Origin of the sequence: Paenibacillus peoriae (assembly GCF_022531965.1) — a bacterium.
GTDB lineage: Bacteria > Bacillota > Bacilli > Paenibacillales > Paenibacillaceae > Paenibacillus > Paenibacillus polymyxa_D.
The window spans coordinates 1649712-1663799 of sequence record NZ_CP092831.1 but is presented as its reverse complement, the minus strand read 5'-3'; the positions used below and the strand labels follow the sequence as shown (position 1 = coordinate 1663799).

12 protein-coding genes are annotated in these 14088 nt (G+C 46.7%); 6 read left to right on the top strand and 6 right to left on the bottom strand.

The features are described from left to right. Positions 1 to 114: 114 nt before the first annotated feature. Positions 115 to 1353, bottom strand: a complete 1239-nt coding sequence (locus MLD56_RS07490) for a glycosyltransferase family 2 protein (protein WP_029516470.1) — start codon at positions 1351 to 1353, stop codon at positions 115 to 117. A gap of 610 nt (positions 1354 to 1963) precedes the next feature. On the opposite strand from MLD56_RS07490, the gene MLD56_RS07485 reads away from it, so the two are divergent. Both MLD56_RS07485 and MLD56_RS07480 read left to right on the top strand, forming a co-directional pair. Next, the gene (locus tag MLD56_RS07485) at positions 1964 to 2491 is read left to right on the top strand and encodes a phosphatase PAP2 family protein (protein ID WP_029516469.1); all 528 of its coding nucleotides are present in this window, start codon (positions 1964 to 1966) and stop codon (positions 2489 to 2491) included. A 51-nt stretch (positions 2492 to 2542) separates the two neighbouring features. After that, complete coding sequence (locus MLD56_RS07480) at positions 2543 to 3676, top strand: MGDG synthase family glycosyltransferase (protein ID WP_029516468.1); 1134 nt, start codon at positions 2543 to 2545, stop codon at positions 3674 to 3676. Between the two features lie 41 nt (positions 3677 to 3717). On the opposite strand, the gene trmB is transcribed toward MLD56_RS07480, so the two are convergent. Next, entirely contained in the window at positions 3718 to 4431 is a 714-nt protein-coding gene (gene trmB, locus MLD56_RS07475; protein WP_029516467.1) for a tRNA (guanosine(46)-N7)-methyltransferase TrmB, read from the bottom strand. A gap of 104 nt (positions 4432 to 4535) precedes the next feature. Next, entirely contained in the window at positions 4536 to 4733 is a 198-nt protein-coding gene (locus tag MLD56_RS07470; protein WP_013309373.1) for a hypothetical protein, read from the bottom strand. 307 nt (positions 4734 to 5040) lie between these two features. Between MLD56_RS07470 and MLD56_RS07465 the strand changes: the two genes are divergently transcribed. The 4 genes from MLD56_RS07465 (at position 5041) to MLD56_RS07450 (ending at position 8753) form a co-directional block, all read left to right on the top strand. Continuing rightward, the gene (locus MLD56_RS07465; RefSeq protein ID WP_029516466.1) at positions 5041 to 5994 is read left to right on the top strand and encodes a tRNA modification radical SAM protein MnmL/YtqA; all 954 of its coding nucleotides are present in this window, start codon (positions 5041 to 5043) and stop codon (positions 5992 to 5994) included. Continuing rightward, complete coding sequence (locus MLD56_RS07460; RefSeq protein ID WP_029516465.1) at positions 5995 to 6576, top strand: tRNA 5-(aminomethyl)-2-thiouridylate-methyltransferase MnmM; 582 nt, start codon at positions 5995 to 5997, stop codon at positions 6574 to 6576. A gap of 169 nt (positions 6577 to 6745) precedes the next feature. Continuing rightward, on the top strand, positions 6746 to 7720 hold the full coding sequence (locus MLD56_RS07455) for a type I phosphomannose isomerase catalytic subunit (protein WP_029516464.1): 975 nt from the start codon (positions 6746 to 6748) through the stop codon (positions 7718 to 7720). Positions 7721 to 7745: 25 nt separating this feature from the next. Beyond that, on the top strand, positions 7746 to 8753 hold the full coding sequence (locus MLD56_RS07450; protein WP_029516463.1) for an alpha/beta fold hydrolase: 1008 nt from the start codon (positions 7746 to 7748) through the stop codon (positions 8751 to 8753). Positions 8754 to 8851: 98 nt separating this feature from the next. Here MLD56_RS07450 and MLD56_RS07445 read toward each other — a convergent pair whose 3' ends face one another. The 3 genes from MLD56_RS07445 to MLD56_RS07435 form a co-directional block, all read right to left on the bottom strand. After that, positions 8852 to 9382 carry a YfiT family bacillithiol transferase gene (locus MLD56_RS07445; protein ID WP_029516462.1) on the bottom strand — a complete coding sequence of 177 codons (531 nt, stop codon included), beginning with the start codon at positions 9380 to 9382 and terminating at the stop codon, positions 8852 to 8854. Between the two features lie 139 nt (positions 9383 to 9521). Then, positions 9522 to 10820, bottom strand: coding sequence for a 2-oxoglutarate dehydrogenase complex dihydrolipoyllysine-residue succinyltransferase (gene odhB / locus MLD56_RS07440; protein WP_029516461.1), 1299 nt, complete (start codon positions 10818 to 10820; stop codon positions 9522 to 9524). 5 nt (positions 10821 to 10825) lie between these two features. Continuing rightward, the gene (locus tag MLD56_RS07435; protein WP_029516460.1) at positions 10826 to 13717 is read right to left on the bottom strand and encodes a 2-oxoglutarate dehydrogenase E1 component; all 2892 of its coding nucleotides are present in this window, start codon (positions 13715 to 13717) and stop codon (positions 10826 to 10828) included. Positions 13718 to 14088 lie beyond the last annotated feature (371 nt).

Below are 14088 nucleotides of genomic sequence, written 5' to 3'. Positions count from 1 at the left end.
TTAATCCATACTTTTCAATTAACATACTCAAATATCTTATCACGGTGCAATCGAGGTGTCAACACTTTAATAAAAATTGATGACACCGATCTCTAGTCCTATTCCACCGTCTAATTATCCTTGCTTGCTCTGAACCTCTTCTAGGCGAACGACACGCGTATGCTGGGTATGGCTCCATTGCTTGTTGTTTTGTGTGAAGAACGCATAGACCGTAATTGGATACCACGATATCGCATAGACCGGGAACAGCAATAAGTACAGATATACTTTTTTGAATGTGACCTTTTCCAAAATCATTGCGAGCACAAAAGTAGCAACATTCAAACCAATAGCTATAACACCGGTCCAAGCTGGTAACTGTACATAGATGTTCTCGATATTAGGTCCACCAAAGAAGGCGATATCTATCCACATAGCTACTGTCATCAAGAAGGTGAGCAGTACGATATACACGTTCAGACCATAAAGAGCCATATCGAATTTAATCAGGCTTCTATGCTTGATACTTTGCCACAGCAACGGGAAGAAATAACGACGAGCAACCGTGAAATGACCTTGCATCCAGCGCAGACGCTGTCTGGAGGAGGCTTTGAACGTCAACGGCTTTTCATCATATACCTTGGCATCGTAATTAAATCTTGGATATACGTTGCACTGCGTGCAGCGCATGGTGAATTCCAAATCCTCTACGAGACTTGTCGCACCCCAGCCCATTTCCTTAAGCAGATTTGTTTCAAAGCACATGCCTGTACCACCGAGGAAATTAGCCATGTTCAGATTGTGACGTGACAGCTGCCACAAACGGTTGATGTACCAATAAGATACCCCGTATGCCGCTGTAATCCAAGAATCCTCAGGATTCTTAGTATCAATGTACCCCTGGATAACACGGGCACCTGTACACAGATCATTGTTCATTTCACTCAAGAAATTGGTATGCGCCAAATTGTCAGCATCAAACATGACGATGGCATCATATTGGCGTGGCATAGCCCATAATTCCTTGAGCATCCACTCAATAGCGTAGCCTTTACCACGCAGATTCGGATTCGTACGTTCACAAGCATTCATGCCGTGAGCGCGAACGATGTCCGCAGTCTTATCTGTGCAGTTATCACAGATTACGAACACATCGTAAAGTTCCTTCGGATAATCAAGTTGCTTCAAATTTTCCATCAATGCTCCGACAACCTGTTCTTCATTGTGGGCAGCGACTAAAATGGCAAATGATTTTTCTGGAGCCGCGTGCTCTTTCCTTTTCTTCCGAACCAATCCGAACAAGGAGAATGCAAACTGATAGACTGCGATCACCGCCAGTATGACCTGGAGCGTCACAAAAATAGCGTCTAACATGATCTCTTGTTACCCCCTTTTTATACCCCTTAAAATCTTGCGTTTGTTTGTTTTCTATCTGTGTAGCGCAAGTTGCGGCGCTTTTCGCGCCTTTTCTGTAGTTTTTGACCCGACCCTTGCTTTCTTCATTGGCTGTGCGCAGCCTCCTTTTGGCTGACACAGGAACGCCATTACGATTTTCGTTGGTTTTCAATCTTTTGTCAAAGCCCTTAAACCGGTCTCAGCAGCAAAAAAACACAACAAACTCCCGTTTAAACCGGGAATGCAGCGCTGGACTTCTCATTCATGACGTTTAGGTCTTATTTTCATCCATTTGCTAACTTTTTATTTCTTTGGTCCCTCCTTTTTGTGGGCCAATTAGCAACCACTTCTAAACACTCTATCTTATTAGACGGATGAACGCAAAGAAAGTTATACAATACAGCTTATATTCCATTAACATTTTTGTGTAGAATTGAACCAAGTAAGTTATGAATATTTAGTGATTCTTGAAATGAACAGCGTTTAAAAATATGATGAGAGCAAGAGAATAATTACTTATGGTCTGATTATGTCAAAATGACTCAAAATATTTGCCGACTGACCTGAACCGGCAACCGGAGGAAACCAAATGCAACGTCTAGTCGTAAAACTTGTAAGTCTGGAGCAGCAGTTGTTCAAATGGATCAACGGACGCTTACACAACCGTTTTTTGAACTTCTGGCTTTATTATCTCACACATTTAGGCGGGGCTACCTTTACTATAGCCTCCACACTCCTTATTTGGTGGCTCGCTCCGAACCCGTGGAAAGATTCCGGTATGAAGGGAGCCATCGCTCTTGGGGTCAGTCACATCCCCGTAGCTATCGTTAAAAAGCTGTACCCACGGATTCGCCCGTATTTAGCGCTACCAGGTACAAATACATTCCGTAACCCCTTGTCGGACCATTCTTTTCCCTCAGGGCACACGACCGCTATTTTTTCAGCTACCGTGCCTTTTATGCTACAGTCACCGATGCTAACACTGCTGCTGTTGCCTGTAGCGACAATTGTAGGTTTTTCTCGGATTTATCTAGGTCTCCACTACCCAACGGATGTACTTGCAGGAGCGGTGATCGGAACGTCTGCAGCAATAGGAACGGTTGCATTCTGGCCTTAAAGCCGATATGGTATGATTGAGAACATCCCAGCAGGAACAGGTGAAATGAGAGTGGCTAAAAAACGAGTGTTATTATTATCGGAAGGTTTCGGTGCCGGACATACTCAAGCTGCCTACGCGCTCTCAAGCAGTTTGCGGAAGCTTTCTCCGAATGTGCAGACAAGAGTGCTGGAGCTGGGGAGTTTTTTGAATCCAAGAATGGCCCCCCTTATTATTACAGCATACAAGAAGACTGTCGTATCGCAGCCTCGCCTAGTCGGATTGGTTTACCGTCATCAGTACAAAAAATCATTAAACCGTCTTACAACGCTCGCTTTGCACCGTCTGTTCTACACGCAGACCCGAAACATTCTCCGGCAGCTTCGTCCCGATTTGGTGGTATGTACTCATCCCATCCCAAGCGCGGTAATTTCACGTTTGAAGCGCTTAGGTTTACATGTTCCGCTTTGTACTGTTATTACAGACTACGATGCACATGGAACATGGATTAGTCCCGAGGTTGACCGGTACTTTGTATCTACGCCTGAAGTCATGCGTAAGCTGCGAGCACGCGGAGTACCCGTCTCGAAAATCCAGGTGACCGGTATTCCCGTTCATCCAAATTTTTGGGAACATCCTGGGCACGATGAAATTAGAGAACAATTTGGACTTAAACCCATCCCGACCGTACTCGTTATGGGTGGCGGCTGGGGCCTTATGAATGACGAAGTTATACATCGTTCGCTTACTCAGTGGAGAGAGAACATTCAATTTATTTTTTGTTTGGGGCATAATGATAAAATTCGTCGTAAAATGCAATTAGATCCCAGGTTTAATCATCCAAATATTCATATCTTCGGATTTACACGGGAAATCGACAAATTAATGGAGGTATCGAATCTGCTCATCACCAAACCCGGCGGAATGACATGCACCGAGGGATTGGCTAAAGGGATTCCGATGCTGTTTCACAAACCTCTCCCTGGACAGGAGGAGGAAAATTGTCAATACTTTACGGCTCAAGGCTACGGAGAACCGATTACTTCGCTGGATGTTGTCGTGAAATGGATGAACCGACTGCTACACGATTTTCCAGAAATCGTCCGTAAACGACAGGAGCACGTCCACAATGTAGCGCGATATTATCCTCTTCAGAGCGCACAGAGTATTTTGGATATACTGGAACCGAACAGGGTGCTTTCCTAAAAGGAAGCACCCTGTCTTATTTTATCCATTTGATCTTTTTTTTATTTCCCGTACTTTTCAAGGCGTGTTTTTCCGTACTCTTCCAAAGCATCTTGGCCGATCAGCACTTCGACTCGATGAATATTCATACCCTTGCCCATGAACTTTTGTTCATATTCCGTCATGACATGCTCCTCGTTGATCCCCTCACGATGAAGGTTTAACGAAATATTCGTCATTTGTAAACCGCTATCGGCAAACGAATTCAAAGAAAACTCAAATAGTGTCTCCGAATCAGTCTTAAAATGAATTTGTCCTTTGCTGTTCAAAAGCTGACGGTACTTGTCCAAAAAACGCGGATGCGTCAAACGACGACGTGCATGCTTGGCTTTAGGCCAAGGATCACTAAAATTTAGATAAATGCGTTCAATTTCTCCTGGTTCAAAAACATTCTCGATCTGTTCAATGTTTGCCAGTGCCAATTTAATATTAGGCGGCGTATCAACCTCTGAATTACTCCAGGCCAGACGGGACTTTTCTGTTGCACGGCGAACCAGCTCATCATACATATCAAAGCCAATATAGTTAACCTCTGGATTCCGGAAGCTCATTTGGCTTATAAATTGCCCTTTACCCATACCGAACTCTACATGAATGGGACGATCATTACCAAAAAGCTGTTGCCATTTCCCCTTATACTGTGCCGGCTCCAAGATGACTAGATCCTGCTGTTCTTCCAGACTTTCCCGTATTCCTTTTCTTCCGCGTAAACGCATGTTACTCCTCCATATACTCTGTTATCAAGGAAAAAGGAATTTCACCCCCGCTTGAAGATACGGAAATGAAATTCCTTTTTCAATATATTTGGATTGGGGTCCAACTAATTTAATTGTTCATAGTCTACCCCATCAGCAGGTGAAAAATCAATTGTCTTTTGGCAAGCCGCTCTGATTTTTTGACGTGCGGTCGTTCCAATCTGACGATCCTGCCCAAAACGGACACCAGTCAATGCCAACGCCTCATCAAAGGTTAACTCAACAGTAACTTTATCCATACGCGTCTTATCCTGCGCATTCATAAAAGATCACCTCACGGGTTATTTGTGATGGAACCGACGTGCACTTACCCTAAAACAGGCGTTAGAAACAGCATAGCTGCCTCCCTGAAGAATAATCATTAGCAACGGGATAACTTTTATCTTCAGGATCGAAAACAGTCCTTTTATTGTATGTCTGGTACCGCTTACAATATAACATATTGTGTAACCTTTTTCAATCCGCAACGCCGTGAAATCCGCACATTTTATTGACTTGTTCGGTCAAATGATTCCCAATGAAGACTAATTTTTGTTACAATAGGGTGATCGTAAAAAAAGGAGTACACCCATGAAAACAGATTTATTGCCTGCTCCTCTCCTGTGGGGAGATAAACGGTTCCACACTTGGAATTACGAAATGCGTGAGCAATTTCAAAATAAAGTGTTCAAAGTCATGCTAGATGCGGGTTTTACCTGTCCGAATCGCGATGGCTCCATCGCTAAAGGGGGCTGCACCTTTTGTAGCGCACGCGGATCGGGTGATTTTGCCGGGCGTCGTCGTGATGATCTGGTCACCCAGTTTAATACGATTCGGGATCGACAGCATCTAAAATGGCCAAACGCCAAATATATTGGCTATTTCCAAGCCTACACGAATACGTATGCCCCGGTTGAGGAACTGCGAGAATACTTTGAGGTAATTCTGGAGCAGCCCGGCGTTGTCGGTCTGTCCATCGCTACACGTCCTGATTGCCTGCCTGACGATGTAGTGGATTACCTTGCCGAGCTAAACGAACGCACGTACCTGTGGGTCGAAATGGGTCTGCAAACCGTCCATGAATCGACCTCAGAGCTGATTAACCGCGCTCATGATACTCAATGCTATCTGGAGGCGGTGGAAAAGTTGCGCAAGCGGAATATCCGCGTGTGCGCCCACATTATTTATGGTCTGCCCCAAGAGACGCATGAAATGATGCTTGATACGGGACGTGCAGTAGCGGCTATGGATGTGCAGGGCATCAAAATCCACCTGCTGCATCTCATGCGCAAAACGCCTATGGTCAAGCAGTATGAAGCGGGATTGCTACGCTTTCTGGAAAAGGACGAATACGTGAAGCTGATTGTTGATACGCTGGAGTTTTTACCTCCCGAAATGATTGTTCATCGGTTAACCGGAGATGCCCCACGCGATTTGCTAGTGGGACCCATGTGGTCGCTCAAAAAATGGGAAGTGCTCAATGCCATTGATCATGAACTGAAGTCACGCGAAACGTGGCAGGGAAAATACTGGAGGCAACCTTAAATGGGATTCCTATCCGTCCTGAGCTACGCTCATCAATTGGTGGCTACGCGGGTGCAGCCAGGCGATACTGCTATAGACGCTACCGTCGGTACAGGAGCAGATACGTTATTTCTGGCAAAAGCTGCTGGCAAACGGGGCCGTGTCTATGGCTTTGACATCCAGCAAGAAGCACTGCATTGCGCCCGTCGTCGACTGGAAGAAAACGCTTCACCTTCATTAGCAGAAGTATCGCTACTACTACAAGGTCATGAGCAAATGCGGGAGGCCGTTCCGGACATGCTGCATGGCAAAGTCGCTGCGGTCATGTTTAACCTTGGCTACTTGCCATCCGAAGGCGCCGATCCTACGGTCATCACGCATACGCACAGTACGCTCGTCGCACTGGATGCTGCCTTACAATTGCTGCGACCACGCGGCATTCTGACTGCCGTACTCTATCCAGGGCATGCTGGAGGAAGTGAAGAAGCAGATGCCGTTCTTCAATGGGCTTCTGCTCTCCCGGTCTCCAGCGGTCAAAGCATTATTTATCGTCAATTACAACGAGCCGCTTCACCTTACGTAGTGGCAGTTGAGAAGAAATAATGTCGGATTTTAAACTCAGGTTATGAGCGGCTTTTTTAGCCGCCTTACATATATCATTTTTTTAGCTCGTTTGGGCGCTATTCATCCCAGTTTATTGCCCATCAGCACGTTATTGATTTCCCTATTCTGTTAGATCACACTCATTTACTCATTATGGAGGAGAGAAATTATGCTAAAGCCATACCCGCTGCAATTTCAACCTGAGTTCAAAGAGAGAGTTTGGGGAGGACGGGCCTTAGAGCAATTTGGTCTAACCCCACCAGAAGGACATATCGGGGAAGGATGGATGATTGCCGATCATCCAAACGGAACAACAACGGTCATCAATGGTGAGCTGGCAGGCAAAGGACTGGATGAAATTCGCGAGACCTACGGGCAAGATTGGCTCGGGGCCAAGGGTGTATCGGAAAAAGGCGGACGATTCCCACTTTTGATCAAACTACTGGATTGTAATGATGACTTATCCGTTCAGGTGCATCCGACAGATGATTACAAAGGACTTCCAGCCGGAGAATTAGGAAAAACTGAAATGTGGTACGTGCTTGATGCCAAGCCGGATGCCAAGATTATTTATGGTCTGACCGAAGGTGTAACCCGCGAGAGTCTGCGTACAGCTCTTGAAAGTGGGGACATCCTCGGCAGTTTGCGTCAGGTCCCAGTCGAAGCAGGCGATACATTCTTCATCCCCGCTGGAACCGTACATGCACTGTGTGCAGGCGTTGTCGTTGCTGAAATCCAGCAAAATTCGGATACTACCTATCGCTTATATGACTATAATCGCCCCGGACTGGATGGCAAGCCTCGTGAGTTGCATATCGAGGATTCCCTCAATGTAACCTCCTACGCAGGTGCAGGCGCAACAACGATGAAAACGGACGGCTTACAGCCTGGAAAATGGCTCCAGCTGGCAGCCTGTGAGTATTTTGTTGTGGAAAAGGGTATCGTAGATGGAAGTTGGGCACTTTCTACAACGGAAGACAGCTTCACCATTCTCGTGATTTGTGAAGGCAGTGGGACCATAACATGGAACAATAATACCGAGTCTCTTTCCTGTAAAGCTGGAGATTGCTTCCTGTTGCCCGCTAACCTGAGCGGTTACACGCTGAATGACGGAATGACCGTACTTAGATCTTATCTTCCTTAAGGCTTAAAGGATGTGATGTCTAATTATGCGGGAATACACCTTCACCATCGCTGAAAATGATGGAACAGAGCTTTTTGCCTACCGCTGGCTGCCCGATCAGAATTTGCCCATTAAGGGGATTGTTCAAATTTCGCATGGTATGTGCGAGACGTCCTATCGGTACATCCGACTGGCCGAAAAGCTTACTGCTTGCGGTTACGGTGTGTATGCCAACGATCATATCGGTCACGGGCGCACGGCTGGTGATCCTGATAAGCTGGGTATGCCAGGAGCTGATGCGTTTAATCGAATGGCAAATGGCATGCTGGAGCTAGGCGAAATTGTGGCTAAGGAATTCCCTGAACAGTCTCGTTTTTTGCTGGGTCACAGCATGGGGTCCTTTTTAACCCAGAAAATTATGTATGACGATCGGCAGACGTATCATGGGTTTATTTTATCGGGAACCAACGGAAGACGTGGTCTTCTAAAACTCGGAGAGCAAGTTGCTCTACTGCAAGCCAAACTGCAAGGAATGGATCATCGCAGTATGTTGCTCAACGCTATGGTCTTTGGAGGCTTTAATCGTGCCTTTCGTCCGGTGCGCACAGCGTTCGACTGGCTGTCCCGTGATCCTGAGGAAGTAGATCAGTTCGTGCACGACCCATTATGTGGAGCTATTTGCACGACAGGCTTTTTTCTGGATTTTTTCAGGCTATTGCAAGAAATCCACTGGCCTTCCTCGCTGAAACATATCAATCCCAAACTGCCAGTTTATATTTTTGCCGGGGATCGTGATCCAGTGGGTTTGTTCGGTAAAGGCGTGTTGTCACTAGTGGAAATGTATCGAAGCCTAGAGCTTCAGGACATAGAGTATCGCCTCTATCCTGATGGTCGCCATGAGATGCTTCATGAAACAAACCGCGACGAGGTGATGAGTGACATCGTAGACTGGCTCGACCGTCATGTTAATACAGAGGTGACCTCTGTTTCCACATTGTCTGGAGCCTCCGATGAACCTGAACAATCAACCTCGTCCAAGTCATCAGCCTTGTGAGGAAATAAGAAAAGAAACCTTTAAAACCACGATTAAAGTGGGATTGAAGGTTTCTTTTCTTATTCCTTTTTATTTTCCATTTGGGTTAGTTTTAAAAATCACCATGCATTTCGTTCTCTCAGGGAAGTAATATGAGCTGTGTGATGTTTGCCATGCCAGGCATAGATACCGATGTTTCGTTCCAGGCGGATCGTCTGGCCCGATTCAGGATGAATAAACGATCGGTGTAGCTGATCCTCTCCCAACGATCGCAACACGGTCACCCACCGTTCATGCAGTCCTTCTAGCAATTGCAACGAGGGCTCCAGTGGAAGTTCCCTGGCGTCTGGTATTTCGGCCCAACGTCCCTCATCATATGGCTTGATCGTCGGTGTATCCTCCGTCAGCGCCAGTTTAAAACGGATATAGCTGTTCATATGGCTGTCTGCCACATGATGAACTACCTGCCTTATCGTCCAGCCCCCTTCACGATAAGGCGTATTTAGCTGCTGCTCATTCAGTCCTTCGACCGCCAGACGCAGCTGTGCAGGCAATTCAGCAATGTCGTGAATCCATGCGATAAGCTGTTCTTCTGTAATGGTGTCTGGAACAACGAATGATCCTATCGGATAGCGCAAGTCTTTGTCCAAAACAGTTCCCGCCCTTCTCTACATCTACTGACAGTAATGTCTGTAGCCTTATGTGATAACTATGCAGGAAAAAAAGCAGACTCGCAAGAGTCTGCTTTTGTCATACACGTAAAGAGGAGATACACTTACCCCATTTATTTTATCCTTCCAGTAACAATGATTCCGGATCTTCCAGCAATTCTTTGACCGTTACCAGGAAACGAACTGCCTCACTACCATCAATAATCCGGTGATCGTAGGACAACGCGATATACATCATCGGACGATTTTCCATTCGTTCCTCGTCGATGGCAATCGGGCGAAGTTGGATTTTATGCATTCCCAAAATCCCCACTTGCGGCGTATTGAGAATTGGCGTAGACAGCAGGGAACCGAAAATACCTCCATTGGTTATGGTAAAAGTTCCTCCTTGCAAGTCGGCCAGAGAAAGCGAATTGGAGCGTGCTTTGCCAGCCAAATCTGCAATGCTCTTCTCAATCTCAGCAAAGCCAAGACGATCGGCATCCCGCACAACTGGCACAACCAAACCTTCCTTGGCAGATACAGCAATCCCAATATCATAGTATTTTTTCAGTACGATATCATCGCCATTAATTTCAGCATTCACGGTAGGGAAGCGCTTGAGAGCACCAACCACTGCCTTTGTAAAGAAGGACATAAAACCCAAGCCTACATCATGTTTTTCCTTAAACTTATCTTTACGGCGTTTACGCACATCGAGAATGGCGGTCATATCCACTTCATTAAAAGTGGTCAGCATGGCAGCTGTCTGCTGTGCTTCAACAAGACGCTTAGCGATCGTCGCTCTGCGACGAGACATGCGCTGGCGTTCCACAGGCTTGCTGTACTCCGTTTGCGCTGGAGACGGAGGCGCAGGCTTGCTAGTAGCGGCAGACGCAGGTATAGATGCTGCACGTGATACTTCAGCGCTGTTATGCGTTTTTACGTCCTCCTGGAATACACGTCCGAGCGGGTCCTTTCCCTGTACCTGCTCAAGATCAATCCCGCGCTCACGCGCTAACTTCCGTGCAGATGGTGATGCCGTCTGGCCATTTCCGTCGCTATTCGATGAAATAGGCGGTGCAGACTTTTCTTCTACTTTAACGCCGCCTCCTACGGAAGACGGTGAAGTCGCTACGGACGGTGCTTCAGGCGCTTGAGTCGCTGCAACTTCTCCAGCACCGGTTGAATCCGCACTACCACTGCCGCTTCCGATCAGACCAACAGCTTCACCAATGACCACAGTATCTCCCTCCTGACGAAGGATTTTCTGCACCACACCTGCTTCTTCCGCACTAATTTCCAGATTGACCTTATCGGTTTCCAACTCCAGCAGAACATCTCCCTGTCCTACGGAATCCCCTTCCTTCACAAGCCATTTGGAGATTGTTCCCTCCGTGATGGATTCTCCCATTGCCGGCACTATAATATCGCTCACAGCCGCTACCTCCCCAGTGTAATATTGTTTTTGGAATCCTGCTTCAACGCCGATTGAATAATTCGCTGTTGTTCTAGGCTGTGTACTTGCTGATAACCGCTGGCCGGGCTTGAACGATCTGGTCTGCCTGCGTAACGAATTTCCGCTCCCTGTGGCACAACATTCCGCAGGCGAGGTTCAATGTAACTCCAAGCCCCCATATTTTTAGGTTCTTCCTGAGCCCATACGAACTCCTTAACATGCGGGAAGCGACCGAAAATATTCCGAATTTCCTCTTCCGGGAAAGGGTATAACTGCTCCACACGAATAATATGCAGACGCTCTTCTGCCTCATTCTTATCCTTTTCCAATGCTTCTTCGAGATCAATGGCAATCTTGCCACTGCACAGTACAATGCGTTCTACACGATCCGGACGTGCACCAAGACCAGGCTGTTCCAACACAGGACGGAATGCTCCTTCGCTAAATTCAGAAGCAGGCGAAGCGACACGATTATTACGAATCAGGCTCTTCGGCGACATCATCACCAGCGGGCGGGCTTCCTCACTTTCGCTTAATGCAGCCTGACGGCGCAGCAGATGGAAATATTGGGAGGCACTGCTCAAATTAGCGACAGTCCAGTTATTTTGTGCGGACAACTGGAGAAAACGCTCCAGACGTGCGCTCGTATGCTCTGGTCCTTGTCCTTCGCTACCATGCGGTAGCAGCATCACCAGACTCGATTTCTGTCTCCATTTGGCACGGCCTGCGGAAATAAATTGGTCAAAAATAACCTGTGCACAGTTGGCAAAATCGCCGAATTGTGCTTCCCAAATCACTAACGTTTCAGGAGAATACACGTTATAGCCATATTCAAAGCCAAGGACAGATGCCTCAGACAATGGACTGTTATGAATACTGAACGAAGCACGTGCTTCCGGCAATGTATGCAACGGGCAATGTGTACGGCCTGTTTCAGGCTCATGCAGCACAAGGTTACGGTGAGCAAATGTAGCTCGCTCCGCATCTTGGCCTGTCATACGAATAGGCTTGCCGTCTGCGAGAATGGTAGCCAAAGCCAGCGTCTCCGCCAAACTCCAATCTACCTTTTCACCTTCGTTCAGAGCGGTTTTTCTACGCTGTAAAATTCGATCCAGCTTCGGATATACGTGAAAAGACTGTGGCCATTTGAGTAAGTTTTCATTGATTTGGCGCAGTTTTTTCAATTCCACTGCAGTACGTACCACAGAACTCTGATTCTTTTTCGCCTTCACAGGAGTAATCTCCGGCTCTTGTTCCGGTTGATTCTTCACCTGCTCATGCGCTTCCTTCAGTCTGTTTTGCACCTTCTCAATGAGGCCGGCACTAAACGCTTCGTCCACAATCCCCTGCTTCATCAGCTTTTGAGTATACAATTTGCTCACCGTCGGATGATTCTTCACCTTACGATATACCAGCGGTTGTGTTGTTTCCGGGTCATCGGATTCATTGTGACCATAACGACGGTAACCAATCAGATCAATCAGAAAATCCTTCTTGAAACGATTGCGATATTCGCCAGCCATACGAGCAGCTGCAATACAAGCTTCGGGATTATCCGCGTTCACATGCACAATTGGAATTTCATAGCCTTTAGCGAGATCACTGGCATAACGGGTCGAACGGGAATCAACACTCTCTGTCGTAAAGCCCAGACGATTATTCACAATAATATGAACTGAACCGCCATTGCGGAAGCCGCGCAAATTCGTGAAATTAAGTGATTCTGCCACGATACCTTCACCTGGGAAAGCAGCATCACCGTGCATAATAATGGTAGCTGCCTTGCTCACATCCAGCTTCGGATAACCAGCCTCACTGCGGTCTTCCTGTGCAGCTCGTGAAAATCCTTGTACCACCGGATTCACATATTCCAGGTGACTTGGGTTATTCGCCAATGTCAGACGGGCCTGCACCGCTCCCCCATCTTTTACAAAACGATCAGCACCCAGATGATATTTCACATCGCCAGTCCAGCCGTAGTTAATTCCTGTGGAACCTTCCGACGGGATCAAATCCTTATTCGGCGAATGATGAAATTCAGAGAAAATTTTACTGTAAGGCTTGCCCAGCACATGTGCCAGTACATTCAAACGGCCGCGATGCGCCATGCCCATCAGGACATGACTTGCTCCTGCATTTGTGGTTAGACGAATAATCTCATCGAGAACAGGGACAAGCACATCATTACCCTCGATGGAAAAACGTTTCTGTCCGACAAATGTTTTATGCAAAAACTCTTCGAACTGTTCTACTTCTACCAATCTGCTCAGCAACGACTTGCGTTCCTGTGTGGTGAGGGGCTTGGAGGACCAGCCGGATTCTGCATAGCTGTTCAGCCAGCGGCGTTCCTCCTCGTTATGAATATGACTAAATTCATAGGCAATCGGACCTGTGTATGCTACACGTAACCGTTGAATGGCTTCCCATCCGTTAAGTGTTCCCGCAGGAGCGTTATCCCATATTAAAGAGGCTGGAAAAGCCTTCAAGTCTTGTTCAGTTAAACCGTAAGATGCTGGATTAAGCAAGCGTGTATCCTGCTCTGCATCCAGTTCCAGCGGATCGATTTGGGCGGCTAAATGTCCGTATTCACGGATATTCCATACCATTTTACCCGCTGTAACCGCTTTCTGTAATGTATTCGAATCAAGATGCCCCAAAGCACTTGTGGGGGGGCCTTGCAATTTGTTGTCTATCATGGAAGCAGCCGAGTATTCGGATTGTGGCGGCTCACCCCATTGATCAAATAGCTCGCGGTAAGCCGGGTCAACCGTTCCGGGGTCCGCTACATACTTTTCATACTGGTCCTGCACATAACCTAGATTAGGTCCGTAATACGCCTGCCAAGGTACCTGTCTGCTGCTCTCTTCCATTGTCATCTCGTTCCCTCCGTCAAATTTTGAAATTCATAGCTGGACGGAAATCATTTTCATTTTTTTATTAATCTTCAATTTAAGTTGTTCACAATATGCTCACATTATATGAAATTCTTCATCAAAAGTCGAATTTCACAATTCTTATTCCTCTTCCATTGTATAAAGTTTTCTAGCTATGAGCATTTCCTTTTTCTCAACATATCCATGCGTAAATGAGATGAATCGGGCTAATCTGTAATCAAACACCTGGCAACTTAAATAACCAGCCGTCGAATATCAACTGACAGCTGGTTATTTAGTCTATGTTGCACCTCATAACGCCAAACGAGTTTGAATGCAACTTCCGAGTCCACCCCACTATGATTACCGTCAAC

Bases quoted from the DNA above. Each gene is read 5' to 3' on its own strand.
- MLD56_RS07470 (WP_013309373.1), bottom strand. From the start codon at position 4,733: ATGAATGCGCAGGATAAGACGCGTATGGATAAAGTTACTGTTGAGTTA.
- trmB (WP_029516467.1), bottom strand. From the start codon at position 4,431: ATGCGTTTACGCGGAAGAAAAGGAATACGGGAAAGTCTGGAAGAACAG.
- MLD56_RS07455 (WP_029516464.1), top strand. From the start codon at position 6,746: ATGCTAAAGCCATACCCGCTGCAATTTCAACCTGAGTTCAAAGAGAGA.
- MLD56_RS07485 (WP_029516469.1), top strand. From the start codon at position 1,964: ATGCAACGTCTAGTCGTAAAACTTGTAAGTCTGGAGCAGCAGTTGTTC.
- MLD56_RS07490 (WP_029516470.1), bottom strand. From the start codon at position 1,353: ATGTTAGACGCTATTTTTGTGACGCTCCAGGTCATACTGGCGGTGATC.
- MLD56_RS07450 (WP_029516463.1), top strand. From the start codon at position 7,746: ATGCGGGAATACACCTTCACCATCGCTGAAAATGATGGAACAGAGCTT.
- MLD56_RS07460 (WP_029516465.1), top strand. From the start codon at position 5,995: ATGGGATTCCTATCCGTCCTGAGCTACGCTCATCAATTGGTGGCTACG.
- MLD56_RS07435 (WP_029516460.1), bottom strand. From the start codon at position 13,717: ATGACAATGGAAGAGAGCAGCAGACAGGTACCTTGGCAGGCGTATTAC.
- MLD56_RS07465 (WP_029516466.1), top strand. From the start codon at position 5,041: ATGAAAACAGATTTATTGCCTGCTCCTCTCCTGTGGGGAGATAAACGG.